The 26,506-nt window shown below is 65.7% G+C and carries 29 protein-coding genes and 1 tRNA gene; 17 read left to right on the plus strand and 13 right to left on the minus strand.

Annotated elements, in window-relative coordinates; genetic code table 11:
* Entirely contained in the window at positions 1-3,495 is a 3,495-nt protein-coding gene (locus tag PV773_RS00310; RefSeq protein WP_347964413.1) for a NahK/ErcS family hybrid sensor histidine kinase/response regulator, read from the minus strand.
* A gap of 241 nt (positions 3,496-3,736) precedes the next feature.
* Between PV773_RS00310 and mscL the strand changes: the two genes are divergently transcribed.
* Both mscL and PV773_RS00320 read left to right on the plus strand, forming a co-directional pair.
* Positions 3,737-4,153, plus strand: a complete 417-nt coding sequence (gene mscL, locus PV773_RS00315; protein ID WP_347964414.1) for a large conductance mechanosensitive channel protein MscL — start codon at positions 3,737-3,739, stop codon at positions 4,151-4,153.
* Between the two features lie 111 nt (positions 4,154-4,264).
* Entirely contained in the window at positions 4,265-5,431 is a 1,167-nt protein-coding gene (locus tag PV773_RS00320) for a pyridoxal phosphate-dependent aminotransferase (RefSeq protein WP_347964415.1), read from the plus strand.
* Positions 5,432-5,492: 61 nt separating this feature from the next.
* Here PV773_RS00320 and hemA read toward each other — a convergent pair whose 3' ends face one another.
* On the minus strand, positions 5,493-6,770 hold the full coding sequence (gene hemA, locus PV773_RS00325; RefSeq protein ID WP_347964416.1) for a 5-aminolevulinate synthase: 1,278 nt from the start codon (positions 6,768-6,770) through the stop codon (positions 5,493-5,495).
* 257 nt (positions 6,771-7,027) lie between these two features.
* Between hemA and galE the strand changes: the two genes are divergently transcribed.
* Complete coding sequence (gene galE, locus PV773_RS00330; RefSeq protein ID WP_347964417.1) at positions 7,028-8,017, plus strand: UDP-glucose 4-epimerase GalE; 990 nt, start codon at positions 7,028-7,030, stop codon at positions 8,015-8,017.
* Between the two features lie 147 nt (positions 8,018-8,164).
* Entirely contained in the window at positions 8,165-9,415 is a 1,251-nt protein-coding gene (locus PV773_RS00335) for a D-amino acid dehydrogenase (RefSeq protein ID WP_347964418.1), read from the plus strand.
* A gap of 12 nt (positions 9,416-9,427) precedes the next feature.
* Here the strand turns inward: PV773_RS00335 and PV773_RS00340 are convergent, their stop codons facing one another.
* The 3 genes from PV773_RS00340 to PV773_RS00350 are packed head-to-tail and all read right to left on the minus strand — an operon-like array spanning position 9,428 to position 11,553.
* Positions 9,428-10,081 (minus strand): amino acid ABC transporter permease, encoded by a 654-nt coding sequence (locus PV773_RS00340; RefSeq protein WP_347964419.1) that lies wholly within the window; start codon positions 10,079-10,081, stop codon positions 9,428-9,430.
* Positions 10,078-10,722, minus strand: coding sequence for an ABC transporter permease subunit (locus PV773_RS00345; RefSeq protein ID WP_347964420.1), 645 nt, complete (start codon positions 10,720-10,722; stop codon positions 10,078-10,080). The genes PV773_RS00340 and PV773_RS00345 overlap by 4 nt, the downstream gene beginning before the upstream one ends.
* A 27-nt stretch (positions 10,723-10,749) precedes the next feature.
* A complete protein-coding gene (locus PV773_RS00350; protein ID WP_347964421.1) occupies positions 10,750-11,553 on the minus strand; it encodes a transporter substrate-binding domain-containing protein in 804 nt (267 codons plus the stop codon).
* Positions 11,554-11,709: 156 nt separating this feature from the next.
* On the opposite strand from PV773_RS00350, the gene PV773_RS00355 reads away from it, so the two are divergent.
* The 3 genes from PV773_RS00355 (at position 11,710) to PV773_RS00365 (ending at position 13,816) form a co-directional block, all read left to right on the plus strand.
* Entirely contained in the window at positions 11,710-12,624 is a 915-nt protein-coding gene (locus tag PV773_RS00355; protein ID WP_347964422.1) for an ABC transporter substrate-binding protein, read from the plus strand.
* Positions 12,625-12,735: 111 nt separating this feature from the next.
* Positions 12,736-13,185, plus strand: a complete 450-nt coding sequence (locus tag PV773_RS00360) for a universal stress protein (protein WP_347964423.1) — start codon at positions 12,736-12,738, stop codon at positions 13,183-13,185.
* Positions 13,186-13,591: 406 nt separating this feature from the next.
* Positions 13,592-13,816 carry a GNAT family N-acetyltransferase gene (locus tag PV773_RS00365; RefSeq protein ID WP_347964424.1) on the plus strand — a complete coding sequence of 75 codons (225 nt, stop codon included), beginning with the start codon at positions 13,592-13,594 and terminating at the stop codon, positions 13,814-13,816.
* Positions 13,817-13,819: 3 nt separating this feature from the next.
* Here PV773_RS00365 and PV773_RS00370 read toward each other — a convergent pair whose 3' ends face one another.
* Positions 13,820-14,878: a D-TA family PLP-dependent enzyme gene (locus PV773_RS00370; RefSeq protein ID WP_347964425.1), complete on the minus strand. Its 1,059-nt coding sequence runs from the start codon at positions 14,876-14,878 to the stop codon at positions 13,820-13,822.
* A 153-nt stretch (positions 14,879-15,031) separates the two neighbouring features.
* Between PV773_RS00370 and PV773_RS00375 the strand changes: the two genes are divergently transcribed.
* From PV773_RS00375 to PV773_RS00405, 7 genes are all read left to right on the plus strand, one after another.
* Positions 15,032-15,871 carry a transporter substrate-binding domain-containing protein gene (locus PV773_RS00375; protein ID WP_340036325.1) on the plus strand — a complete coding sequence of 280 codons (840 nt, stop codon included), beginning with the start codon at positions 15,032-15,034 and terminating at the stop codon, positions 15,869-15,871.
* Positions 15,872-15,940: 69 nt separating this feature from the next.
* Positions 15,941-16,603 (plus strand): amino acid ABC transporter permease, encoded by a 663-nt coding sequence (locus PV773_RS00380; protein WP_347964426.1) that lies wholly within the window; start codon positions 15,941-15,943, stop codon positions 16,601-16,603.
* 5 nt (positions 16,604-16,608) lie between these two features.
* The gene (locus tag PV773_RS00385; RefSeq protein ID WP_347964427.1) at positions 16,609-17,271 is read left to right on the plus strand and encodes an amino acid ABC transporter permease; all 663 of its coding nucleotides are present in this window, start codon (positions 16,609-16,611) and stop codon (positions 17,269-17,271) included.
* Positions 17,272-17,281: 10 nt separating this feature from the next.
* Positions 17,282-18,052, plus strand: coding sequence for an amino acid ABC transporter ATP-binding protein (locus PV773_RS00390; protein WP_347964428.1), 771 nt, complete (start codon positions 17,282-17,284; stop codon positions 18,050-18,052).
* Between the two features lie 16 nt (positions 18,053-18,068).
* On the plus strand, positions 18,069-18,452 hold the full coding sequence (locus PV773_RS00395) for a RidA family protein (protein ID WP_347964429.1): 384 nt from the start codon (positions 18,069-18,071) through the stop codon (positions 18,450-18,452).
* Positions 18,453-18,495: 43 nt separating this feature from the next.
* Complete coding sequence (locus PV773_RS00400; protein WP_347964430.1) at positions 18,496-19,317, plus strand: IclR family transcriptional regulator; 822 nt, start codon at positions 18,496-18,498, stop codon at positions 19,315-19,317.
* A 40-nt stretch (positions 19,318-19,357) separates the two neighbouring features.
* On the plus strand, positions 19,358-20,290 hold the full coding sequence (locus PV773_RS00405; protein ID WP_347964431.1) for a sugar kinase: 933 nt from the start codon (positions 19,358-19,360) through the stop codon (positions 20,288-20,290).
* Positions 20,291-20,335: 45 nt separating this feature from the next.
* Here the strand turns inward: PV773_RS00405 and PV773_RS00410 are convergent, their stop codons facing one another.
* Positions 20,336-20,932, minus strand: coding sequence for a hypothetical protein (locus tag PV773_RS00410; protein WP_347964432.1), 597 nt, complete (start codon positions 20,930-20,932; stop codon positions 20,336-20,338).
* Between the two features lie 231 nt (positions 20,933-21,163).
* On the opposite strand from PV773_RS00410, the gene PV773_RS00415 reads away from it, so the two are divergent.
* The 3 genes from PV773_RS00415 (at position 21,164) to PV773_RS00425 (ending at position 23,999) form a co-directional block, all read left to right on the plus strand.
* On the plus strand, positions 21,164-22,054 hold the full coding sequence (locus PV773_RS00415) for a hypothetical protein (RefSeq protein WP_347964433.1): 891 nt from the start codon (positions 21,164-21,166) through the stop codon (positions 22,052-22,054).
* A gap of 199 nt (positions 22,055-22,253) precedes the next feature.
* Entirely contained in the window at positions 22,254-23,255 is a 1,002-nt protein-coding gene (locus PV773_RS00420; RefSeq protein WP_347964434.1) for a magnesium transporter CorA family protein, read from the plus strand.
* A gap of 318 nt (positions 23,256-23,573) precedes the next feature.
* Positions 23,574-23,999: a hypothetical protein gene (locus tag PV773_RS00425; RefSeq protein WP_347964435.1), complete on the plus strand. Its 426-nt coding sequence runs from the start codon at positions 23,574-23,576 to the stop codon at positions 23,997-23,999.
* 120 nt (positions 24,000-24,119) lie between these two features.
* On the opposite strand, the gene PV773_RS00430 is transcribed toward PV773_RS00425, so the two are convergent.
* The 6 genes from PV773_RS00430 to PV773_RS00455 all read right to left on the minus strand — a co-directional run bounded on the left by PV773_RS00430 (position 24,120) and on the right by PV773_RS00455 (position 26,505).
* A tRNA-Phe gene (locus PV773_RS00430) sits at positions 24,120-24,195 on the minus strand.
* A 164-nt stretch (positions 24,196-24,359) separates the two neighbouring features.
* Positions 24,360-24,578, minus strand: a complete 219-nt coding sequence (gene yacG, locus PV773_RS00435; protein WP_347964436.1) for a DNA gyrase inhibitor YacG — start codon at positions 24,576-24,578, stop codon at positions 24,360-24,362.
* Complete coding sequence (locus PV773_RS00440; protein WP_347964437.1) at positions 24,575-25,204, minus strand: Maf-like protein; 630 nt, start codon at positions 25,202-25,204, stop codon at positions 24,575-24,577. The genes yacG and PV773_RS00440 overlap by 4 nt, the downstream gene beginning before the upstream one ends.
* A gap of 46 nt (positions 25,205-25,250) precedes the next feature.
* A complete protein-coding gene (infA, locus tag PV773_RS00445; protein WP_019172992.1) occupies positions 25,251-25,469 on the minus strand; it encodes a translation initiation factor IF-1 in 219 nt (72 codons plus the stop codon).
* 88 nt (positions 25,470-25,557) lie between these two features.
* Entirely contained in the window at positions 25,558-26,016 is a 459-nt protein-coding gene (locus PV773_RS00450; RefSeq protein ID WP_347964438.1) for a low molecular weight phosphatase family protein, read from the minus strand.
* A gap of 3 nt (positions 26,017-26,019) precedes the next feature.
* Entirely contained in the window at positions 26,020-26,505 is a 486-nt protein-coding gene (locus PV773_RS00455; protein ID WP_340036340.1) for a UPF0262 family protein, read from the minus strand.
* Between the last annotated feature and the right edge of the window lies 1 nt (position 26,506).

Genomic DNA, 26,506 nt, shown 5'->3' on the forward strand with positions numbered 1-26,506 from the left:
CTATTCCGCGGCGTGGGCCATCCGCCGCATGCGGTTCATCAGCGTCCTGAGCACGGCCGGTTTCAGCGGCTTGTTGAGCACGATGACATCGATCGCGTCGGCGGCCGCGCGCACCTCGTTCGAACGATCGGCGGTGATGAGCACGGCGGGGGTGGTCTCGCCGAAGCTGGCGCGCAGGGCCTGGATGACGTCGAGGCCGTTCTCGCCGTCGAGATGGTAGTCGGCGAGGATGACTTCCGGCGCGGGGCCGTCCGTGGCGGCTGCAGCGAACTCGACCGTGCCCGAATAGGTGCGCACCGCGCAGCCCCAGCCTTCGAGCAGCAGGCGCATGCCTTCGAGGATGCGGGCGTCGTTGTCGATGCAGATCACCCTGAGGCCGTCGAGCACCGCGCCCGCCTGCACGCGCGGCCGCGCAGCCGAGGCGGCAGGCAAAGCCTCGGTCGTGGTGACGGGCAGGATGACCGAGAAGCGCGTGCCCTTGTTCTTGAGCGAATGGATGCGGATCTCGAGCTTCAGCACGCGCGCGATGCGGTCGACGATCGACAGGCCCAGCCCCAACCCCTGCGCCTCGCGCACGCCGTCGTCGAGACGGGTGAACTCGTTGAAGACGGTGCCGAGCTTGTCGGCGGCGATGCCGATGCCGGTGTCGATGACCTGGATCTCGGCGAGTTCGCCGCGCCGCCTGACGCCGACGAGGATGCGCCCCGAGCGGGTGTATTTGATGGCGTTGGAGACCAGGTTCTGGATCAGCCGGCGCAGCAGGTTGCGGTCGGTCTCGACCGCGAGCCTGGACGGCACGATGACGAGGTCGAGGTCCTTGGCGCGCGCCATGGGTTGGAAGTCGGTGCCGATCTGGCGCAGCAGGCCGTCGAGGCGGAAGGCGGATTCGGCCGGCTTCATGGCGCCGGCGTCCAGGCGCGAAATGTCGAGCACCGCACCCAGAATCGTCTCGACCGATTCCAGCGAGGATTCGATGTTGCGCGCCGCCTGGCCGGCCGTCCCCTTGCCGGCCTTCTCGATCAGCGACGAGCAGTAGAGGCGGGCGGCGTTGAGCGGCTGCAGGATGTCGTGGCCGGCGGCCGCCAGGAAGCGCGTCTTGCCGAGATTGGCCTCCTCGGCGAGCATCTGCGCCTGCGCCAGCTCCTCGTTGACGCGGGTGAGTTCGGCGGTGCGGCTCTTCACGCGCTGCTCGAGCGATTCGTTGGCGCGCTTGAGCGCGAGGTCGGCGGCGACGCGCGCCGAGATGTCGGTGTAGGTCGCCACGATGCCGCCGTCGGGCATCGGGTTGGAGCGCATCTCGATGATGCGGCCACTCGTCTTGAGTTCGATCTGCCATGGTCCGCCGAAGCCGGTAAGGCGGTTGAGCGCGGTCAAGCGCGAGGCCTGCGCAATGTCGCCGCGCGCCACGAGGTAGCCGAGGATGCGGTCGATCGAAACGCCGACCTGGCCCATGTCGTCGGGCAGGTCGAACAGCGACCGGTACTGCCGGTTCCAGCAGATCAGCCTGAAGTCCTGGTCGAAGACGGTGATGCCCTGTTCCATCTGGTCGAGGGCGATCTGCAGCAGGTCGCGGTTGTGCTGCAGCGCCTCGGTAGCGTCGTCGAGCAGCCGGAACGTGTCCTTGGCGGAGTTGTCGCCGCGCTTGAACAGCAGCGACAGGATGAGCCGGGCCGACGATGAGCCGACCGCGCTGGCGAGCAGCTGCTCGGAGAAGCGGATGACGTCCATGCCCGCCTGCTCGTTGCCGACGAGCTTGCTGCCGCTCTCGTTCTGGAAGGTCTGGAACGAGCGTTCTGTGCGCTCGACGCCGAGGTAGCGGGCGATCGTATCCTTGAGGTCGTTGACGGTGATCGCCGTGCGGAAGCGGCGCAGGCTCGGCATCGGGCTGGTGTCGCGCGGCACGAAGATCGACGCCTGGATGCGTTCGAGCGGCACGGATGCGCGCGACAGCGAGCCGAGCACGAAGAACAGCGTGTTGACGGCGAGGCTCCAGAGGACGCCATGGTTGAGCGGCTCGGCCACGGTGCCGAAAAGCGCCTGCGGGCGAAGCGCCTCTATGCCGAAGAGGCCGTCGGAGATAATCGAGGCGCCGGGCGAGGCGAGCGAAGGCAAGAGCAGGGTGTAAAACCAGGTGGCGATGCCGGCGGTCATGCCGAGGGCCGCGCCGCGGGCATTGGCGCGTCGCCAGATCAGGCCGCCGATGAAAGCCGGCGCGAACTGGGCGATGGCCGCGAACGACATCAGACCGATCGAGGAGAGCCGCGTGCTGTTGGTGCTTTCGCGGTAGTAGAGGAAGGCGACGAACAGGATGATGAAGATCGAGGCGCGGCGGATGTTGAGGATGATCGCCGACCAGTCCTCGGTGTTGCCGGCCTTGGTGTTGATCAGGCGGCGCACGAAGATCGGGATCACCAGGTCGTTGGAGATCATGATCGACAGCGCCACGCTTTCCACGATGACCATGGCGGTGGCGGCGGACAGGCCGCCGATGAAGGCAACCATCGCCAGGAAGTCGTAGCCTTCGAACAGCGGCAGCGACAGCACGTAGAGGTCGCCCGTGGTGCCGCCGCCGACGACGGCGAGGCCGGCAAAGGCGATCGGCAGCACGAACAGGTTGATGGCGACCAGATAGGCCGGAAACACCCATGCGGCCGTGCGCAGCTCGCTGTCGCTGCGGTTCTCGACGATCATCACGTAGAACTGGCGCGGTAGCATGACGATGGCAAAGCCGCTCATGACGGTGACGACCAGCCAGGTGCCGAGCGACGTGCCGTAGCCCATGGCATCTGCCGCCTGGGTGTTGGCGGCGAAGCTCTTGAACATGTCGCCGGGGCCTCCGAACAGGCCGAAGGTGACGAACAGGCCGACGGCCAGGAACGCCACGAGCTTGACGATGGACTCGACCGCGACGGCCAGCACCAGACCGTTCTGGTGCTCGGTGGCGTCGGCGTGGCGGGTGCCGAACAAAACGGCGAACAGGGCGAGCAGCAGCGCCACGACCAGCGAGATGTCGCTGACGAACGGATCGAAGGACGGCGGCGAGCCGCTGTAGTGCTCGACCATCAGGCTGACCGAGCCCGAGATCGCCTTGAGCTGCAGGGCGATGTAGGGCACCGCGCCCACGGTGGCGATCAGCGTGGCGATGGAGGCGACGGTGAAGCTCTTGCCGTAGCGGGCGCCGAGGAAGTCGGCGATGGAGGTGATCTTTTCGGCCTTGGCCAGCTTGATGACGCGGCTGAGCAGCGGGAAGCCGAACATGAACACCAGCACCGGCCCGATATAGATGGCGAGGAACTCGAGCCCGCGTTCCGAGGCGAGACCCACCGACCCGAAGAACGTCCAGGAGGTGCAGTAGATGGCAAGGCTCAGCGCATAGATGAACGGCCGCGGGCGACCGGGTGCCCAGCTGGCGGCCCGGCGGTCGCCGATGCTCGCGATCGCGAACAGCAGCGACACATAGGCGATGGCGATGAAGACGATGGCCAGGCCTTGCACGTCGAGCGCCTTCTCCGGATCCGGGCCGCTTCCCGGGCCTTTCCGCCGGAGGCAATCACAGCTTGGTTGCCAAGTCCATTATCCTTGTCGCCTAGAGGCTTTCCGCAGGGTCGGGTCCGGCTTGTACGCTGTCGTTGCATTGACGGGTTTTGCACGCGGAGGTTTTTGCTATGGTGGCGGCGCTCGGCGACGGACGGCGGGGAACGATTCGCCTTTTTGCAGATCGTGAATGGAGGGTTCTATGCTAAAGGAATTCCAGGAGTTCATCTCCAAGGGCAACGTGATGGACTTGGCCGTCGGCGTGATCATCGGCGGCGCCTTCGGATTGATCGTGTCGTCGCTGGTTGGCGATATCATCATGCCGATCATCGGCATGGCTGGAAGCGCGGATTTCTCGAACTATTTCGTCCCGCTTTCGGACGCGGTGACCGCGACGTCGCTGGAAGAGGCGAAAAAGCAGGGGCCGGTGTTCGCGTACGGCAACTTCATCACCGTCGTCATCAACTTCCTGATCCTGGCCTGGATCATCTTCCTGATGGTCAAGGCCGTGAATACCATGCGCAAGAAGCTCGAGAAGGAGAAGGCGGCCGAGCCGGCTGCACCTGCGGCCGATGTGGTGCTGCTCACCGAGATCCGCGACCTTCTCGCGAAGAAGTGACGTCTTTCGCTGGCATGCCGAAAACCCCCGCGTGGCTGGCCCAGCGGGGGTTTTTTCGTTTTGGGCGGCGCGCTAGGACTGTCGTCGAAGCCAACAGCAATCGGATTGACCATGAGCCTGACCGATATGGTTCGCCCCGAAGCCCGTCTCGCGCCGGTGAGCGGTATCGAGGCGGTGGCCAATTACGGCCGCGAGCGCGCCGGCCTGATCCCGCTCTGGGCCGGCGAGAGCGACATGCCGACGCCTGCCTTCATCAGCGATGCCGCCAGCCGCGGGCTCGCCAACGGTGAAACCTTCTATACCTGGCAGGCCGGCATTCCGGAGCTGCGCCAGGCGATCGCGCGCTATCACCGGCGCCATTTCGGCAAGGATTTCGGCGCCGACTCCTTCATCGTCACCATCGGCGGCATGCAGGCGATCACCATGGCCCTGCAGGCGACGTCCGGCACCGGCGACGAGGCGATCTATCTCGCGCCGGCCTGGCCGAATTTCGCCGGTGCGGCGGGGATTGCCGGCGCCAGGCCCGTGCCCGTGCTGCTCGACATGACCGACAACGGCTGGTCCTGCGACGTGGAGAAGATCGCGGCTGCGATCACCCCGCGCACGAAGGTCATCTTCGTCAATTCGCCGTCCAACCCGACGGGCTGGACCGCCGACCGCGAGACCCTGCAGGCGATCCTCGATCTTGCCCGCAAGCACGACCTCTGGATCGTCGCCGACGAGATCTACGCGCTGTTCTACTACGGCGGCGGCCGGGCGGCGTCCTTCATGGACGTCATGGAGCCCGAGGACAAGGTCCTGTTCGTCAACACCTTCTCGAAGAACTGGGCGATGACCGGCTGGCGCGTCGGCTGGCTGAAGACGCATCCTTCGCTCAGCCGCATGTTCGAGAACCTGGTGCAGTACTCGACGTCGGGCGTGGCGCAGTTCCTGCAGCGCGGCGCCATAGCCGCCCTCGACGAGGGCGACGGCTTCATCGCCGAGCAGGTGGAGCGGGCCGGAAAGGCGCGCGACATCGTCTGCAGGGTTCTGGGCGAGACGGGTCGGGTGCGGTTCAGCGTGCCGCCGGGCGCGTTCTACCTGTTCTTCGCGGTGGACGGCATGAAGGACGCCGAGCGGGCCGCCTTCGACATCGTCGACAAGGCATTGGTCGGCCTGGCGCCGGGCACGGCCTTCTGTGCCGGCGGCGAGGGCTTCCTCAGGCTTTGCTTCCACCGCCGCCTCGACCAGGTCGAGGAGGCGTCGCACCGCCTGGCGAAGTGGATCAGGGACCTCTGACGAAAAAGGCCCGGAAGCGAAACCGCTCCGGGCCTTTTCGTTGAATACGGCTACCTGCTGGTCAGCCGCCGGACTTGGGCACCAGCAGCGGCACGATGCGCTCGCTCTTGGCGACCTGGGTGTGGCCCTCGGTACGGTAGGGGATGCCGAGCGCGTTCCAGGTCTCGATCAAGGCATCCTTCAGCGTCTCGATCAGGCCGTCGTCGTGGAACGGCGTCGGCGTGATGCGCAGGCGCTCGGTGCCGCGCGGCACGGTCGGATAGTTGATCGGCTGGATATAGATGCCGTGCACGCCGAGCAGGCGGTCGGTGGCCATCTTGCAGAGCTCGGGGTCGCCGACCAGGATCGGCACGATGTGGGTGGCCGACTCCATCACCGGCAGGCCGGCGTCGGCCAGCACCTTCTTGGCGCGGGCCGCCTGGCGCTGCTGGGCGTCGCGCTCGGCCTGCGAATTCTTGAGGTGCCGGATCGATGCGGTGGTCGCGGCGGCGATCGCCGGCGGCAGAGCCGTCGTGAAGATGAAGCCCGGCGCGTAGGAGCGCACGGCGTCGATCACCGCGCGGGTGCCGGTGATATAGCCGCCCAGCGTGCCGAACGCCTTGGCGAGCGTGCCTTCGATGATGTCGATGCGGTGGGCCAGGCCCTCGCGCTCGGTGATGCCGCCGCCGCGCGGGCCGTACATGCCCACCGCATGGACCTCGTCGATATAGGTCATGGCGTTGTATTTCTCGGCGAGGTCGGCGATCGCCTCGATCGGCGCGATGTCGCCGTCCATCGAATAGACGCTCTCGAACACGATCAGCTTGGCCCGCTCGCGGCCGGCCGTCTGCAGCAGGCTTTCGAGGTGGGCGACGTCGTTGTGGCGGAAGATCTTCTTCTCGGCGCCGGAGCGGCGCACGCCCTCGATCATCGAGGCGTGGTTGAGTTCGTCCGAAAGCACGAGGCAGTTCGGCAGGAGCTTGGCGATGGTCGAGATCGCCGCTTCGTTGGACACGAAGCCCGAGGTGAAGACGAGGCCGGCTTCCTTGGCGTGCAGGTCGGCGAGTTCGAGCTCGAGCTCGACCAGCGGGTGGTTGTTGCCGGAGATGTTGCGGGTGCCGCCGGCGCCGGTGCCCATGTTGCCGGCCGCCTGCTGCATGGCCGCGACCACGTCGGGATGCTGGCCCATGCCGAGGTAGTCGTTAGAGCACCAGACGGTGATTTCCTGTGCCCTGCCGTTGGACCGCCAGATGGCGCGCGGGAATTTCCCGACGATGCGCTCCAGATCGGCGAATACGCGGTAACGGCGCTCGGCGTGGATCTGGTCGATCGCTTCTTCGAAAAACCGCTGGTAGTTCATCTCGACGTCCCAATTTTTCGCCGTGAGCATAATCAACGGCCGGTTCGGCGTCCATCGACCCATACCGGTCAAAATGCCACGCCCTCGACGCATGTCAAAGACCATCCGGCGCGGGCGGCGTCGTTGATGCAGATCAAGCGCGGCGCAACGACCCGGCCGCATTGCCTGCGTTCATCGATTGTGTTCGGACATGCCTCGTATTCGACCGACCTTTCGCGCTACAGAGGAGGCCCACGAGTCGGCATATGGAGGCATAGATGGCGGTATTGGTGACGGGCGGCGCGGGCTATATCGGCAGCCATATGGTCTGGGAACTGCTCGATGCCGGCGAACAGGTCGTCGTGCTGGACCGACTCTCGACCGGCTTCGACTGGGCGGTGGCGCCGGAGGCCAAGCTCGTCAGGGGCGATGTCGCCGACAGCGAACTCGTCGCCAAGCTGATCCGGGAGAACGGTGTCGACGCCATCATCCATTTCGCCGGGTCCATCGTGGTGCCGGAATCGGTCGCCGACCCGCTCGGCTACTACGAGAACAACACCTGCAAGACCCGCAGCCTGATCGAGACGGCGGTTGGCTGCGGCGTGAAGCACTTCATCTTCTCGTCCACCGCTGCCGTGTATGGCGCGGCCGGAGTAGAGCCGGTGCGCGAGGACGCCCGGCTCGCGCCCGAGTCGCCCTATGGCCTGTCCAAGCTGATGAGCGAATGGATGCTGCGCGACGCGGCCGCCGCGCATCCGCTGCGCTACACGGCGCTGCGCTATTTCAACGTTGCCGGCGCCGATCCCAAGGGCCGCACCGGCCAGTCGACCAAGGGCGCAACGCACCTGATCAAGGTGGCTTCCGAGACCGCGCTCGGCAAGCGGGCATCGATGCAGGTCTTCGGCACCGACTATGCGACGCCCGACGGCACCTGCGTGCGCGACTACATCCACGTCTCCGACCTGGCCGCGGCGCACCGGCTGGCCTTGCTTCGCCTGCGTGCAGGCGAAGGCAACCTCGTCGCCAATTGCGGCTACGGCCACGGCTATTCAGTGCTCGAGGTGATCGACAGCGTGCGCCGCGTTCATGGCTCCGATTTTGCCGTTGCAACCGGCGGCCGCCGTGCCGGCGACGCGGCCTCGGTGGTGGCGAACACCGACCTCGCCCGCAAGGAGCTCGGCTGGACGCCCGCCCGTGACGATCTCGACGGCATCGTGCGCGACGCGCTCAACTGGGAAAGCCTGCTGAGCCGCAAGAACTCGGCCTGACGGCGGCCTGCCTGGCGCTGGCTTAGTGGAATCTTGCCCTTCCTCCCTCGAAATTCGGGGGAGGAAGCGCTAGTCGTGCACCCGCGGAACTGAGTTCCCGGCGGTCATGGGTTCCCGGTCAGAGCCCGGTGTCAATCAAGGTACGGAATGAAGATCCTGGTTCTCGGAGCGGGCGTGGTCGGAACGGCGGCCGCCTACTACCTGGCCCGCGACGGCCACGAGGTGACGGTGGTCGAACGCCACGCGCAGGCCGCGCGGGGAACGAGCTATTCGAATGCCGGCCTGGTGTCGCCCGGCGACGCCACCGCCTGGGCCTCGCCGGCGGCGCTCAAGACCTTCATCAAGTCGCTCTATACGCCCGACCTCGGCATCAAGGTGCGGCTTGGGCTCGATCCCTACTTCTACGCCTGGAGCTTCCGCTTCCTGCTCCAGTGCACCAATGCATGCGTGCGCGAGAACACCAAGGCGAAGCTCAGGCTGGCGCTCTATTCGCGCCTCTGCATCAACGAGATCGCCTCCGAGACCGGCATCGGCTACGACCAGCGCGCCCGAGGCATCATGTATTTCTTCCGCTCGCAGCGGAGCCTGGAGCACGGCGCTGCGATGTACGGCTTCCTGGCCGAGCACGGGCTGGACATCGAGGTCGTTGACCGCAACCGCATGGCCGAACTCGAGCCGGGGCTTGTGGCCGCCAAGGATGGCATCGCCGGCGCCGTGTTCTCGCCGATGGACCAGACCGGCGATTCCCGCATGTTCGTCGAGGCGCTCGCCGCCCATGCCGAGCAGAAGCTCGGCGCCAGGTTCATGTTCGACACCACGGTCGAGGACCTGATCGTCGAGGGCGACAGCGTCGTCGGCGTGAAGACCTCCGCCGGTCGGCTGAACGCCGATGCCGTGGTCATCGCCATGGGGCCGGAGAGCGGGCTCATCGGCCGGCGCAACGGCATCGACCTGCCGGTCTATCCGGTGAAGGGCTACACCGCGACCGTCACCATGGACGATCCGTCGAAGGGACCGACCATGGGCGGCGTCGACGAGGACAGGCTGGTCGCCTATTCGCGCCTCGGTGATCGCCTCAGGCTGGCCTCGACGGCGGAATTCACCGGTTTCGACCGCAGCCACAAGCCATCCGATTTCACCCGCCTGTTCGACACCGGCAAGGAGCTGTTCCCCGGCGCCTTCGATCCGGCCAAGGCCGAGGTCTGGGCCGGGCTCCGGCCGATGATGCCCGGCTCGGTGCCGGTGATCGGCCCGGCCCGCTACAAGGGCCTCTATCTCGATACCGGCCATGGCCATGTCGGCTGGACCATGGCCTGCGGCTCGGGCAAGTTCCTGGCCGATCTCGTGGCGGGGCGGAAGCCGGAGATCGATCCCGAGGGGCTGGTCTATAGGGGCTGACGGCGGACGGCTCTAGCGCCGTCCGAAGGTCTGGCGGGATTCGTAGGCATATTGCAGGCCGATGATGACGGCCGCGATCAGCAGGTAGAACACCGACACGACGAGCAGCACCTCGATCGCCTTGTAGGTCTCGGAGATGATGACCGTCGAGGCGGCCGTCAGCTCGTCGATGGCGACGAGGCTGGCAAGGGAGCTGCCCTTGACCATCTGGATGGCGTTGGAGAACAGCGACGGTGCCGCGAGCCGGTAGGCCTGCGGGATCATCACCTTCCAGTAGGTCGCGAACGGCCGAAGGCCGAGCGCCTTGGCAGCGTCGAGCTGGCCGGCGGGGATGCTTTCGAAGCCCGAGCGCAGGAATTCGAGGTTGTAGGCGGTCGAGGCGAAGATCAGGCCGATCAGTGCCGACGGCACCGGCTCGAGATAGATGCCGAGTCGCGGCAGGCCATAATAGAGCGCAAACAGCAGCGCCAGCACAGGGGCGGCGCGGGCAAAGAAGCTGTAGCCGACGATGATGCGCCGGAACACGCCCCTGGGTCGCTGCATATGGATGGCCAGCGGCAGCGCCAAAACGTTCGAGACGATGACGACGACCACCGAGATGACGAGCGTCATCACCAGCCCGTCGAGCAGCATGCGCTGGTAGGTCGGATCGAGAAGCACGTTCATCGCGCCACCGCCTGCCTGGGCTTGCGCTCGTTGAAGACGAGCAGCGGCGTGACGATCAGGATGTAGAGGCCGACGGCGAGCGTCAGGAAGGTGAACGGCGCGTTGGTGGCGGCGATGCCCTGCTTGGTGACGTAGAGGATCTCGCTGACCGAGACGGCCGAGGCGATGGACATGCGCTTGACCGTGCCGATGGCGTAGGTGATCCAGCCCTTGCGCGCCAAAGGCAGGATTTGCGGGACCAGCACGCGCAGGAACACGATCAGTTTCGGCAGGCCGAGCGAAAGGCCGGCCTCATACTGCCCGAACGGGATGGCTTTCAGCGCACCCTTGAACACCTGGTAATCGAAGGCGATGCCGACCAGCGTGAAGGCGATGATGGTCGAGCCGACGGGACCGAGGTCGACACCCACCTGCGGTCCGCCGAAGAAGAACAGGAACAGCACCACCAGCTCCGGCACCGAGCGGAAGAAGGCGCTGAACGCCTCGATGCCACGGCGGAGCCAGGATTTCTCGCGGCCGTAGTGGACGAGCGAGAGCAGCAGGCCGAACGCTGCCGACAATGTGAAAACCACCGCCGACAGCGCAATCGTGAGCACTGCCGCGGTGAGCAACCGCGGCAGCCAGGCAATCGCTATTTCCATGTCCGGCCGCCCCTCCCGGAAGGCTGGCTACTGCGCCTTCGACCAGTCGATCGAAGCGCCGAACCACTTGTCGGCGAGGCCCTGCAGGGTGCCGTCCTTGCGCCAGGTCTCGAACTGCGCGTCGATGGCGTCGGCCAGCGGCTTGTTCTTGTTGTTGACGGCGACGCTCTGGGTAATGGTCGAGAGCAGGTCGTCGAGGGTGACTGCGCCGGTCAGCTTGCCCGACTTTGCGAGATATTTCGGCCCCAGGAAGTCGTGGGCGGCGAAGTCGATGCGGCGGTTTTCGAGGTCGAGGAACAGCTCCGTCGCGCCGGGATATTCACGGCTCTCGGTGACGCAGTCGGCCGGCAGCTTCTCCTTGGCGACCTTCTGGAAGGTGCCGCCGCGCACGGCGCCCATGGTCTTGCCGCAGACGTCCTTCCAGCCGGTGATGGCGCTGTCGGCTTCGCGGCGGGTGACGGCGACGCCGTTGACGATATAGGGCGAGAGCAGGAAGAAGTCCTTCGAGGCCAGCCGCTCCGGCGTGCGGGTCACGCCCGAGGCGATCAGGTCGAAGCGGCCGGCGGTCAGGCCTGGCAAAAGCCCGGCGAAGTCGAGCTTCTCGAACTTGGCGGTGACGCCGAGCTGCTTGGCGATCAGGTTGACGACGTCGATGTCGAAGCCCTCGAGTTCGCCGGTGGCGCTCGTCATGCTGAAGGGCGGGGCCGATCCCGAGGTGCCGACCGTGATCGTGTCGGCGTTGACGAGGCCGGACTTGAAGTCCTGCGCGCTCGCCGCGCTAATGCCGAAAGCCGCAATGATGCCCAGCAGCGCCGTCCGCACGAATTCCATGATCTCTCCTTTGGTGGCCAGCTTGAAAACCGGGTAGGGTGGTTATATCGCAAACCCGGGGGGCTACCAAGGACGGGAGCCTCCACCGTTAGGATACTTTCCGGAGAATCTGTTTCTCAAGAGCGGCATATTCCAAAGTCTGGGATTTTTGCGAAAATGGACCTGCGCTTCAAACTCAACCACCTCTACCAGGGCCAGAACTCGCCGTTCCTGCACGCTGCGGACGCCGGCTATTTTGCCGACCAAGGGCTCGACTGCAGCTTCGTCGAGGGTTTCAGCTCCTCGCAGGTGACGCGTGCCCTGGCCGAAGGCGCCGCCGATATCGGTTTCGGCGACGTGTCCTCGGTGTTCGAGCGCGCCCTGCGCAGCGGCAAGCAGGAAATCACCTGCCTGTTGCCGGTCTACGAACATTCGCCATGCTGCCTGGGCTATCTCCCGGACGGCAAACCGCTCACGCTCGCCGATGTGTCTGGCAGCACCCTGTGCGGCCCCAATGGCGACACCTCGGCGCGGCTGTTGCCGCTGCTGCTCGCCAAGAACGGCTATGCGACCAACGACTACAGCTATCTCGGCGTGCAGCCGGAGGAGCGCGACAGGCTGGTCGCCACGCGGGCCGTGCTCGCCGCGACCTGCTTCGACGCGACGCTGAAATTCGCCATGCAGATGCGCGGCCACGACAGCAGCGGATTGCAGTTCCTCTACTTCGCCGACCACGGACTGGACATCTATTCGAGCGCCCTGGTCGCGCTCGATTCGGTGCTGGAACGCGACCCTTCGCTGGCCGGCAAGCTGCGGTCGATAACGCGGCAGGCGTGGCGCGATTGCCTGAAGGACCCCGAGCTTGGCGTGCGCGCCGTGCTCAAGCGGTCGCCCGGGCTCGACCCGGCGATCGTCAGGGCGCAGCTGGAATGGGTCCTGAGCCACCAGGTCTTCCGCGACGGCGACAGCGCCATGGCCTTCGACATCGACGGCGAGAAGATGGCGAACACGCTGGAGTGCGCCGTCTTCTCCGTCGGAACCGAGGCGAGCAGGTCTCCCTCGGGCCTGCCGGCCGAAATCTGCCGGAACTGACCAATCCGCTGCGCGTGCGACGTGTCCCCGCAGCCGCGCGGCTGACCTTGACCGGGCGCCGGCTGCCGGGCGAGGCTGGCGCCGAAATCCGCTGCGCCAAGGAGACAGCCCATGTACACTCACATCCTCATCGCCACCGACGGCTCGGAACTGGCGCAGAAGGGGCTCGAGCACGGGCTGAAGTTGGCCAAGGGGCTCGGCAGCAACGTGACGATCCTGAACGTCACCGAGCCGGCGCCGATCTTTGCCTCCGCCGGCATGTACGGCCCGGTGGCGACCGCCGAGGACATCGTCTCCTACCACAAGGCCGGCGAAGAGTATGGCGCGAAGGTGCTCAAGGCCGCCAAGGCGGATGCCGACAAGCTCGGCGTCAACGCCGAGACGCTGCATGTCGAGGAGATGTGGGCGGCCGAGGCGATCAACCAGGTGGCGGTGGATCGCGGCTGCGACCTCATCGTCATGGCCTCGCACGGCCGGCGCGGGCTGGGGCGGCTGATCCTCGGCAGCCAGACCGTCGAGGTGCTGACCCACTCCAGGGTGCCGGTGCTGGTCGTTCGCTGATTTCGCGGCACGAGGTTAATCCGCCGCGAAAACCGGCGTATGATGGCGGCTTGCCCGGGCCCGGCCCCTCCGGGCGCGAAAGGGGAGGTTTCCTTGACGGACTCCGCCTTGACGCATCGGTTGGCGACGCAGGACGACCTGCCGGTCCTGAAAGGGATCATGGATGCGGCGATAGCCGAGCTGCAGAAGCCCTTCCTGAACCCCGAGCAGATCGAGTCGAGCCGCGCCATCATGGGGCTCGACACGCAACTCGTCGATGACGGCACCTATTTCGTCATCCTCCTGGGCGACGCCATTGCCGGCTGTGGCGGCTGGAGTCGCCGCGCCACACTCTACGGCAGCGACCGCACACCGGCGCGATGCTCGCCTGCTGGACCCGGCAAAGGAGCCGGCGCGCATCCGTGCCATGTACACAGATCCCGGCTTCGCGCGCCGTGGCGTAGGCACGCTGATCATGACGCTGTGCGAAGAGGCGGCCCGCGCCGAAGGGTTCGTCCGGATGGAGCTCATGGCGACGATGGCCGGCGTGCCGCTTTACCGCACCTGCGGCTATGAGGCGGTCGATCTCGTCAGCGATGACCGGGGCGGCGCTCCGGTGCCGCTGCTGCGCATGGTCAAGGCGCTCGGCTGAGCCTCAGACGATCTTGCCGCGCGCCGGCACCGGCCAGCATTCCGGCGCCCTGTCCTTGCCGTAGACATAGACGCCGTCCACCATGTTGGTGACGACGCAGGCGTGGTTGGGCACGATGCGCAGGCGCTGGCCGACCTTGAGGCCGATGTCGCCTTCGCTGTGCAGGCGGCCGTGTTCCTCCGAAAGCTGGTCGATCGAAATGTCGGGGCGGCCGAGCACATGGCCGTGGCCGGTAAGCCCGAGCAGGTCGGAGGTCAGCGTCTTTGAGCCGGCGTCGATGATGGCGCGGTTGGGCGCGGGCACCGAGACGACGGTGGCGAGCACGGTCAGCGCACAGTCGTCCCAGGTGGTGACGCCACGCGCGACCAGCGAGCGGTCGTTGTAGACATAGGTGCCGGGGCGGAACTCGGTCGTGACGGGGGCCAGGTGCGCCAGCATCATGTCGGGCGAACCGCCCGAGGTGACGGCGGGAACCGCGATACCCTTGGCCTCGATGATCGCCTTGGCCTCGGCCATGAAAGCCTGCACCTTCGAAGCGCCGCCGACTGGCGGATAGGTCATCAGGCCGGCGAGGGCGATTCCAGGCGCGGCATGGATGCGGGCGGCGATTTCGGCCGCTTCCTGAGGGGTGCCGACGCCGCAGCGGTCGGCGCCGGTATTGCATTCGACGAAGACGTTCAGCGTGGCGCCAGCCGACGCGAAAGCGGTCGAAAGCCCGTCGATCACGGTCGCATTGTCGGCGACGACAGCCAGCTTGACCTTGCGGGACAGCGCCACGAGCGCCGCGAGCTTGTCGGCGCCCAGGATGTTATAGGTGATCAGCACGTCGTTGAGCCGATCGCTGCCGGCGACCATGGCTTCGGCTTCCGAGACCTTCTGGCAGGTGATGCCGACAGCGCCCGCGTCGAGCTGCATTTCGGCGATGGCCGGGAGCTTGTGCGTCTTGATGTGCGGCCGGACCTTGAGGCCGTGGCTGTCGGCATAGGCCTGGAAGCGCTCGATGTTCCGTTTCGCCACGTCGATGTCCACCAACACGGCGGGCGTCTGGATCTCGTCGAACATGCCTTGCCTCCAAATCACACGCGCCGGGACCTTGCCCGCGAAGCGCTTGACAAACAATGCCGCGTGCCGCTTTATACGTCAATCCATTATTCAGGACACATGTCCACAATAATGGACATTGTTTTAGGGAACTCTTTTGGGAGGAACGGCGAGATGAAGATCGCACTTTCCGCGGCCGTCGCCGCGCTCGCGCTGATGGCGGCACTGCCTGCCGGCGCACAGGAAAAGCAGAGCAAGCTCGATGAGGTTCTGGCGCGCGGCCGCCTGATCATGGGCACGGGCAGCACCAACGCGCCCTGGCATTTCAAGAGCGCCGACGACAAGCTGCAGGGCTTCGATGTCGACATGGGCCGCATCGTCGCCAAGGCGCTGTTCGGCGATCCGGACAAGATCGAATACGTCAACCAGTCGTCGGATGCCCGTATCCCGAACATCACCACCGACAAGGTCGACCTGACCTGCCAGTTCATGACGGTGACAGGCGAGCGCGCCCAGCAGATCGCCTTCACCATTCCCTACTACCGCGAGGGCGTCGGCCTGATGCTCAAGGCCGACAGCCAGTATGCCGACTATGCCGCGCTCAAGGCCGCCGGCTCGGGCGTCACCGTCTCGGTGCTGCAGAACGTCTATGCCGAGGCCATGGTGCACGCCGCACTGCCGGAGGCCAAGGTGGACCAGTACGAGTCCGTCGACCTGATCTACCAGGCGCTGGAATCGGGCCGCGCCGATGCCGCTGCCACCGACCAGTCGTCGCTGGCCTGGTACATGAAGCAGAACCCGGACCGCTACAAGGACGGCGGCTACGGCTGGAACCCGCAGACATATGCCTGCGGCGTCAAGCGCGGCGACCAGGACTGGCTGAACTTCGTCAACACCGCGCTGCACGAGGCGATGACCGGCGTCGAGTTCGACTTCTACGCCAACTCCTACAAGACCTGGTTCGGCAAGGAACTCGCTCCGCCGCAGATCGGCTTCCCGGTCGAGTACAAGTAAACTCGCCAAAGGTGGCGCGGCCCCTGGCCTGAATTCGGCCGCGCCACATCTCTCACTCGGACGGGCACCATGGGTTACACCCTCAACTTCTCGGCGGTCTGGCGCAGCTTCGACCTCTTGCTCGAAGGGCTCGCGCTCAGCCTGGCGCTCGCCTTCGTGGCGATCGCCATCGGCTGCGTACTTGGCTTGATCACCGCCTTCGGCCTGTTGTCGAAGCGTGGCCTGCTGCGCCATCCGGCGCGCATCTACGTCACCATCATCCGCAACACGCCGATCCTGGTGCTGGTGCTGTTCACCTTCTTCGCCCTGCCGCAGCTGGGCCTCCGTCTCGGCAAGATCGAGAGCTTCGTCGCGACCCTGTCGGTCTATTCCGGCGCCTATCTCGCCGAGGTCTTCCGCGGCGGCCTCCTGGCCGTGCCCAACGGGCTCAGGGAGGCCGGCCTTGCCATCGGCCTGACGCAGGCGCAGATCCGCAACTCCATCGTCATCCCGCTGATGCTGCGCAACGTGCTGCCGTCGCTGTCGAGCACCATGATCTCGCTGTTCAAGGACACCTCGCTGGCCGCCGCGATCGCCGTGCCGGAACTGACCTTCGAGGCGCGCAAGATCAACGTCGAGACCTTCCGTGTCATCGAGACCTGGATCGTCGCGAGCTGTCTCTACGTCGCCACCTGCTCCGTGCTGGCAGCCATGCTGCGCCGGCTCGAGAAGCGCATGTCCATCCCGAGGTGACAGACATGGAACTCGTCGCATTCCTCGAAACGCTCTGGCTGGCGCGCATCCCGATCCTCAAGGGCATCGGCGTCACCGTCTCCATCTCGCTGCTGGCGATTCTCGTCGGCACCGTGCTCGGCATCGGCGTCGGCCTGGCGCTGACCTATGGCAAGGGCCCTGTGCGCTGGCTGGTGCGCGGCTACACCGACTTCATCCGCGGCACGCCGGTGCTGGTGCTGGTTCTGGCGAGCTATTACGTTCTCGGCACCATCGGCATCGACCTCGGGCCGTTCCAGGCCGGCGTGCTGGCGCTCGCGGTGTTCTGCTCGTCGCATGTCGGCGAGATCGTGCGCGGCGCGCTGCAGTCGATCCCCAAGGGCCAGACCGAGGCCGCCAAGGCGATCGGCCTGACCTTCCCGCAGACCTTCGCCTATGTGCTCGGACCGCAGGCGCTGCGCCAGGTGCTGCCCGCCTGGGTCAACACGGCGGCAGAGATGGTCAAGGCCTCGACGCTGCTGTCGATCATCGGCGTGGCCGAGCTCCTGCTCAGGACGCAGGAGCTGATCTCGCGCAGCTTCATGAGCCTCGAATTCTATATCTTCGCGGGCTTCCTCTACTTCGTCATCAACTATGGCATCGAGCGCTTCGGCCGTTACGTCGAACGCAAGACCTCGATCCCCTCGTGAGGCCGCACCCATGACCGGCAACCTTCTCGAAATCCGCGACCTGCACAAGCGCTACGGCGAGGTCGAAGTCCTCAAGGGCGTCGACTGCACCATGCGCCAGGGCGACGTCATCTCCATCATCGGCTCGTCCGGTTCGGGCAAGACGACCATGCTCCGCTGCATCAACATGCTGGAGGAATTCCAGGGCGGCTCGATCCGCATCGACGGCGAGGAGATCGGCTACGAGACCGTGGGCGGCGTGCGCCGCCGCAAGAAGGAAAAGGAAATCGCCCGCCAGCGCGCGATGACCGGCATGGCCTTCCAGCAGTTCAACCTGTTCCCGCATGTGACCGCGGCGCAGAACGTCATGCTGGGCCTGGTCAAGGTCAAGGGCATGGCCCGCGACGAGGCGCGCAGTGTCGCCGAGAAGTGGCTCGACCGCGTCGGCCTGGCCGAGCGCCGCGACCGCTTTCCCGGCCAGCTCTCCGGCGGCCAGCAGCAGCGCGTGGCGATCGCCCGCGCCATTGCCATGAACCCCAAGCTGATGCTGTTCGACGAGGTCACCTCGGCGCTCGACCCCGAACTGGTCAACGAGGTGCTGCAGGTCATCAAGGACCTCGCCCGCGACGGCATGAGCATGCTGCTCGTCACCCACGAGATGCGCTTCGCCTACGAAGTGTCGTCGCGCGTCATCTTCATGAACCAGGGGCGCATCGGCGAGGAGGGCAATCCGCGCGAGATGTTCGTCAAGCCGCAGACCGAGCGGCTGGCCGAGTTCCTCAAGACCTCTACCTTCAACTAGCATTCGGAGAATAGACATGACGATCAAGCGCTACGGCACCGGCCAGACCGGGGCAGGCAAGCAACCCCTGCCGTTCGCCCGTGCCGTCGAGGCCAATGGCTGGCTCTACGTGTCCGGCCAGGTCGCCATGGAGAACGGCGAGATCGTCGGCGGCGGCATCATCCCAGAAACGCACAAGACCATGGAAAACGTCATCGCCATCCTGAAGGAGGCGGGCTATGGGCTGGAACACGTCGTGCGCGTCGGCGTATGGCTCGACGACCCGCGCGACTTCTGGTCCTTCAACGGCGTCTACGCCGGGTATTTCGGCGACCATCCGCCGGCGCGCGCTTGCGTGCAGTCGAGTATGATGGTCGATTGCAAGGTCGAGATCGACTGCGTCGCCTACAAGGCGCCGTGAGTCGACACCGGATTCATCAGCAAATCCGCCGGGGAGGCGGCGCATGGACGACGTACGGGACGACATGACAAGCAGGCGGGCGCGGGGTCTCGACCGCGCCTTCGAGATCCTGAACTTCCTGCGTCTCAAGCGCACGCCCTTGCGCCCCAACGAGATCGCGTCGGGCATCGGTGCGCCGCGCTCTTCGGTCTACGAACTGGTCAATCTCCTGATGCGGCAGGGCATACTGGAGTATCGCGGCGACGACGGCCGCGTGTTCCTCGGCCGCAAGCTCTATTTCCTCGGCATGGCCTATGCCGAGCAGTTCGACCTGATGCGCGAATGCGACAAGCTGCTCACGCACATCGCCGAAGAGACGCGCGAGACGGCGCAGATGTGCCTGCTCGAAGGCAACAAATACACCGTCGCCCAGATGAAGGAGGGCTCGAGGCCGTTCCGCATCTCGTCGAACGTCGGCGACCCGGTCGCCATCCCGTGGACGGCATCGGGCCGGCTGCTGGTTTCGCACATGAGCGACCAGGAGATCCTCGACTTCATCCCGAAGGAGGATTTCCGCCTGCCCAACGGCCAGTGGATCGATCCGGCCGCCTTCATCGCCGAAGTGCGCGAGGCGGCGAGGGTCGGCTACTACACCTTCAACAGCGCCGTCGAGAACTTCACCCACTGCTTCGCCGTGCCGGTCTACCAGGCCGACCGCGTCTGCGTGGCGACGCTCTGCCTGGTCGCGCCGCGCGAAGACGGGCTGAAGAACCATGCGAGCTACCTGAAGACGCTGCTGGACGCCGCGGCCGACCTTTCGAGCCGCCTCGGCCACATGGCCGACGACGACGGCCACGGCGCAAGCCGGGCCCAAGGCCGCGGCTAGGAAATTCCGACACGATCCGACTTCATTCTTGGAAGGGCACATGGCGCGCGCACTCTTGATCGGGGAATGCATGGTCGAACTCAGGCAGGCCGAGGGCGGCCTGCTGCGTAAGGGGTTCGCCGGCGACACCTTCAACACCGCCTACTACCTGGGCGCCTTCCTGCCCGCAGCATGGCAGGTGGACTATTTCACCGCCGTAGGCACCGATCCCGTGTCCGACGAGATGCTCGCCTTCATGGAAGGCACGGGCGTCGGCACCGGCTTCGTCAGGCGCGTGCCGGAGCGCACGCCCGGCCTCTACATGATCCACCTCAAGGACGGCGAGCGCAGCTTCTCATATTGGCGCTCGGCTTCGGCCGCGCGTCTGCTCGCCGACGACCCGGCCGGCTTGCGCGCCGCGATCGATGCGTCCGACACGGTCTTCTTCTCGGGCATCACGCTGGCGATCCTTGCGCCGGATGCGCTTGCGACGCTGCTCGCCGAGATCGGCCGTGCCAAGGCCGCCGGCAAGCCCGTCGCCTTCGATCCCAACATCCGCCCGCGCCTGTGGGACGATGCCCAGAGGATGCGGCGCGCGATTTCCGATGGTGCGGCGGTCTCCAGCATGGTCATGCCGAGCTTCGAGGACGAGGCGACGCATTTCGGCGACGCCTCGGTCGAGGCGACGATCGCGCGCTATCGCGGCCTCGGCGTCGACAAGCTCGTCGTCAAGGACGGCGCCGACGGCATCACCCTGAGCTTCGGCGGCCGCCAAGCCTTCGTCCCCGCCGCACGGGCGGAAAAGGTCGTCGACACGACCGGCGCCGGCGACAGCTTCAACGGCGCCTTCCTGGCGAACTATCTCGAAACCGGCGACGAAGGCCTCGCCGCCGCGTTCGCCGCCCGCGTCGCGGCAACCGTCATCGGCCACCACGGCGCGTTGCTGGCCGAAGCAGAGATCGAAGCGCTGGAGGCCGGCGCGCAGTGCGGCTGAAGGCGCGCGCGCCGGCCCGGCGCGACATGGCTCCGATCGCACGCTTCAGGGGACGGGCACCATCTTGGTGGGTTCCTCCAGCAGGCTGAAGGGATGGCCCTCGCATGTCACGTCCGGGTTGGTCGCGCTGAACATTCCGTTCGGATTGTCCTTGAACAGCCAGGCATGCAGGTCGTAGTGGGCGAACTCTTTGGGGATCAGGGGTTCGTGCCCCTCCATCGGCCCTTCGAAGGGCTGGCCCATCAGGGTCGGCCGCTCCTTGGCGACTGCGAGCGGAACCAGCCATTCGACGGCGACGAGGCGCAGTTTTCCGCCGTCGGGCTCGTAGACCAGCACGTTCGGCTTGGCCAGGTCGGGCGGTCCCTTGACGGTGAGATTGACGAAGTGGACGCCCATTGCGCCCTTCGCATACTCCATCCGGCCTTCCATCTTCTCGCCGCTGTAGTGGACGCAACCCACCGTCGACAGATAGAGGTCGCGGACGGCGACGTAGGGATCCTTGTACTTCTCCAGAGCCTGGCGGGCGGCGTCGAGTTCGGCCTTGCTGGGCCCCTCGGCCCTGGCGGGATTGACGGCCGGACCGGCGTTCCAGACGAAGGCCAGGGCAATCAGGGCGCAGCTGGCGAGATGTGAAGACCTCATGGCAGTTCCTCCGCAGATGTTTTCGGGACAAGCGCTGCGATCAACAGGGTGATCCGCGAACCTCGCGCCCCCCGGTCCGCTTGTAAATTCATCGGAATGGGGGAGGCGGCTAACCAAACCGGCGAAGGGGGAGGGCGCGCTGCACCGATTGCGGCACGTTCGGCCTGATGCAGAAACCGATGCGATTGTCTGATAGCAATTCGAGCGACGACACCAACACCTGCAGGACCGATGGAACTCAAGCTTCGACGTCACCTGACCATCGATCGTCCCGGCGCTTCGGGCCAACGGCATTTGTCGGCAGCCAGCGGCCTGGTCGCCGTCGGATCGAAGCTGTATGTCGTGGGCGACGATGAACTCGGCCTCGCGATCTTCCCTATCGAAGGCGGTGCCCCGGGGGAGATGGTCCGCCTGCTTCCGGGGCGGCTTCCGCGCGATCCGGACCTGCGCAAGGCTGTGAAGCCCGATTTCGAAGTGTTGCTCCGACTGCCAGATGGAGAGGATGGGCGCCGGTCGGTGCTTCTGGCGATCGGCTCGGGGTCGACCGACAAGCGCCGCCGTGCCGCGATGATCGGCCTCGACCCAGATGGAGGCGTGGGGGCGGTCCGGCTCCTCGACATGGCTCTGCTTTTCCAGGCGATCGCGGGCGCGGTGGATGAGGTGAACGTCGAGGGTGCGGTCGTGCGGGGCAGTCAACTGCTGCTGTTCAATCGTGGCAACACCTCGCGGCCGGACAACACCGTTCTTGCCGTCGAGCTGGACCGGGCACTGCAAGGCGGCGTGGTCGACATTCTCTCGGCCACGTCGTTGCGCCTTCCCTCCGTCGAGGAGGTGCCGCTATGCGTCACCGATGCCTGCGCCCTCGCAGACGGCTCGATCGTGCTCTCGGCGGTCGCCGAGGATACCGCCGACGCCTATCGCGACGGCAGGCTTGCTGGTTCGGCGCTTTGCATCCTCGACGAGGAATTGAACCTCGTTCGTATCGATGGCTTGTCCCCCCTCGCGAAGATCGAGGGGATACACGCCTGGCGGTCCGAGCGCGCCATAGAGGTTCTGGCCGTATCGGATGCCGATGACCCGACCACCGCCGGCTGCTTGTTCGAGGGGGCGATATCCGTTTAGTGCCAAGGCCCCAATGTGTGTTGACTCAGCGGCAAAGATGGCGCATCGCGCAACCGACGGTCATCCCACCGTCATCAAACGACAGGACATAACCATGGACCCCGACAGTCGAAGTTCCTCTTCGATATTGCCGGTCGCGCGACGCTCCTGATCTCAGGGCTCCGCGGGCGGCGTCGCAGCTTGCCAGAAGGAGCCACAAATGCTGCGCATCTTTGCGGGCCAGAACGGCCGTCTCAAGACGATCCCCGACTTCGACGATCCGGAGGCAGCCAAAGCCCTCTGGATCGACCTCCTCAGCGCCTCGGCCGATGAGGTCAAGCGCCTCGAGACGCATCTCGGCATCGCCATCCCGACGCGGGACGAAATGGCGGAAATCGAACTCTCGGATCGCCTCTACAACGAGGATGGCGCCGAGTTCATGACCATGACGGCCGTCACCGAGATCGAGAGCGACGATCCGGTCAAGGCGCCGATCACCTTCATCCTGAAGGGGCAGGCGCTCGTCACTGTCCGCCATTTCGACTCGAAGCCGTTCGCTCACTACATCGCGAAGGGACAGCGGGGCAGTGCAGGCCAGTGCATGACTGGAGAGGCGGTCATGCTCGGTCTGGTCGAGGCGCTCATCGACCGGGTCGCGGACGCGCTCGAACGCATTGGCGACGAAGCCGATGCGATTTCGCGCGAGGTCTTCCGCAACAAGGCCAAGAGCGCGACGAAGAAGACACGCGATCTCCAGTCGCTGATCGAGCAGATCGGCCGGAAGGGCGACCTGCTGACGAAGCTCAGGGAAAGCCTGATCAGCATGACCCGGCTGGCCGCCTATCACACCGCCGTGGAGATCAACCGGACAGCCGGTTCGTCTCCCCGCAAGGCCACGAAGGACATCAGGGAGCGCGTGAAGCTGATCCAGCGCGATGCCGCGTCGCTGGGCGAACATGCGATCTTCCTGTCCGGCAAGATCAACTTCCTGCTCGACGCTACCTTGGGGCTGATCAATCTGGAACAGAACCAGATCATCAAGATATTCTCCGTGGCAGCCGTCGTGTTCCTGCCCCCGACGCTGGTGGCGTCGATCTACGGCATGAATTTCGACATCATGCCGGAGTTGAAGTGGGCGCTTGGCTATCCTTGGGCGCTGGGGCTGATGGTTCTGTCGGCCATCGTGCCTTATGCGTATTTCAAGCGCCGCGGCTGGCTGTAAGCTGGCCCTGCCATGGCACAGAGCGCAGGCTTGCAAAGCAGCCTGCGCTCTCTGCTCCCCATGAGGCGAACGATACCGTCGCCGTCGGCGAGCATTTTCGCCAACCCAAGCAGGGTACCTAACGGGGCTGATGTCGGCATTCGGTGCGACGCGCATCGCATGGTCCGTGTGCATTGGGTGAAGCGCTCGGAGCCTCTCTTTCGACCGTGAACGTTCAACGCCGGCGAGGCTACATCGGAAGTGCGAATTGACTGGCGGCGGCGGCAGTTCGATGATTCTCGATGCCTACTTCGTGGGCGACTTAGGTAGGAGGAAGCCATGCAACAGATGAATCGCAGGTCCGCACTTGCACTGGGTCTGACGGTGGCCGCAACGCCGCTTGTCGTCTCGCCGACGCCGGCAGCCGCCAAGGCTTATGGCGCGGCCGAGGGTAAGGAGATTTTCCCGGGCGTAAGGGTCGTGGAACTCGGCAAGCGCGAGTCGGTGATTGCCGCATACAAGAACCTCGAGATGATCGACGTCGTTTTCCAGCCTGCGGCAGCTTTTCCCGTCGGCGAACCGATGACCGACGACATGGTCTGCCAGGTCACTGACGGCGAGTTGCAGGTCAAGGCGGGCGAGATGGAGTTTGTGGCCAAGGCGGGCGACGTGTGGAGCTGCACCAAGGGCAGCACCAGGGAAGGAGCCACGAACTCCGGGTCAGAGGTCGCGGTCATGCGCGTCATCTATTTGAAGGCCGGGTAACCGTCTTACGGGGGACGGGCGGGAACTGCGAAGTGGCCGGGTAGGTTCGCCTGTCCTGGTGCCAGGGCAGCGGCGCGCGCGTGGCTGTGGTTTGAGCAATCGGGTCTGCTGTGGGAAAAATGGTGCCCGGAGGCGGATTCGAACCACCGACACGCGGATTTTCAATCCGCTGCTCTACCAACTGAGCTATCCGGGCAACTGTCCTGGATCAGGCCGCTGGGGTCTCGATCCGGTCCTTCTGAGGGTGCGCTGCACCCCCGAAAGCGCGTGGGTTATAGCACGAGATTTCACCCTGTCCAGCCGCTCCAACGTGTTTTTCTCGAAAGAAATCACAGGCCGCTGCGGAAGGTGGAAGTGCGGCTACGCTTCCTCGCCGGAGCCGGCCGCGCGGTCGGAATCTTCTTCCTCGTCGTCGCGCACGGGAATGGCATAGCTGCCCGAAAGCCAGCGGTTCAGGTCCACCGCCTTGCAGCGCGGCGAGCAGAACGGATAAGTCTCCCGCGCCGACGGCTTGCCGCATTCGGGGCAGGGCCGCCTGGCGCGCAGCGGCGTCACCTTGTCCTTGGGATCGACGGTCACGGGTGGTTGCCGGCGTGCCAGCCCATCTGGACCTGGTAGCCTTCGCCCGAGAGCAGCGAGGTCGTCTCGTAGAGGGGCAGGCCGACGACGTTGCTGTAGGAGCCGACCAGCTTGACGATGAAGGTGCCGGCATAGCCTTGGATGGCGTAGCCTCCGGCCTTGCCGCGCCATTCGCCCGAGGCGAGATAGCTGTCCATGTCCTGGCGCGACAGGCGCTTGAAGCGCACGCGCGTCTCGACGAGCCGCTGGCGCAGCTTGCCCGCCGGCGTGACCAGCGCCAGGCCGGTGTAGACCCTGTGCGAGCGGCCGGAGAGCAGCTGCAGGCAGTGCAGCGCCTCGTCCATCGTCTCCGCCTTGGGCAGGATGCGGCGGCCGACGGCGACCACCGTGTCGGCGGCGAGGATGAAGCCCGGCGAATGCTCCGGTTCCTTGACGATCACGTTGTGGGCGCGCTGTGCCTTGCTTGCCGACAGGCGCTTGGCCAGCGAGCGCGGGTTTTCGGCGCGCATCGGCCGCTCGTCGACATCGGCCGGAAACAGCCGGTCGGGCTCGATGCCGGCCTGTTGCAGCAGCTCGACGCGGCGGGGTGAACCCGAGGCAAGCACAAGCTTTTGCAGATCGCTCAACGCACAATCCTGTAGGTGGAGGCTCGCTCGCGGGCCGCGCGCGGACTTACTTGAAGCGGTAGGTGATGCGGCCCTTGGTCAGGTCGTAGGGCGTCATTTCGACGAGGACCTTGTCGCCGGTCAGCACGCGGATGCGATTCTTGCGCATGCGCCCGGCGGTGTGGGCGATGATTTCGTGTTCGTTTTCGAGCTTGACCCGGAACATCGCGTTCGGCAACAATTCCGTCACGGTGCCCGGAAACTCGAGGACTTCTTCCTTCGGCATTAGATACCTTTGGTTTGGGTGGCATTGCCGGCGCCCCGGCCGGAATTTGCGCGGAACCTATATGATAATCGGCGCTTTGTGAACACGCTTATTCGGCGTCTATTTCCGGCGTTCCCACCACAAATCTTTCGGCCACCTTGGCCTTCAGCCGCTCGCGCACGTCGCGGTAGGCCGACATGATCTGGTCGCGGCTTCCGGTGACCACGGTCGGGTCGGGGGTGGGCCAGTACTCGACGTCCACCGCCATCGAGCGCGTGAACTCCAGGGCGGCATGGTGCGCTTCCGGGGCAAGCGTCACGATCAGGTCGAAATAGTCGTCCTCGAGATCGCCGATCGTGCGCGGCTGATGCCCGGCAAGCCGCATGCCCTGCTCGGCCAGCACGGCGTCGACGAAGGGATCGCGCTCGCCGGCGCGAACGCCGGCCGACGCCACGAAGATCGACGGCGACAGGCCGTGCCGGGCGATCGCCTCGGCCATCGGCGAGCGGACCGAATTCATGCGGCACATGAACAGCACCGAGCGCGGGCCTTTAGCGTCGTCCGCCATGCGTCATCCGCGCCAATGCAGTACGCAGATCAGCGTGAACAGGCGCCGGGCGGTGTCGAAATCGATCTCGATCTTGCCGGCGAGGCGATCGAGCAGCGTCTGCGAGCCTTCGTTGTGCAGCCCGCGCCGGCCCATGTCGATCGCCTCGATCTGGCTCGGCGTCGACGAGCGGATCGCCTCGTAGTAGCTCTCGCAGATCATGAAGTAGTCCTTCACGATCCGCCGGAACGGCGTCAGCGACAGGATGTGGGTGACCACCGGGTCGCCATGTTCGCGCGAGATGGCGAAGACCAGCCGCGAATCGGCCAGCGACAGCTTCAGCCTGTAGGGGCCGTGGCCGTCGTCGTTGATCGGGTGGAAGCTGTTCTCCTCGATCAGGTCGAAGATGGCGACGGCGCGTTCATGCTCGACGTCGGGCGTCGAACGGCCGATCGATTCGTCGAGTTCGACGTCGACGAGGCGGGAGCGTGCGTGGCCCTTGTCGGACATC

It is taken from the genome of Mesorhizobium sp. CC13, assembly GCF_039907765.1.
In the GTDB taxonomy this organism is placed as follows: Bacteria; Pseudomonadota; Alphaproteobacteria; order Rhizobiales; family Rhizobiaceae; genus Aminobacter.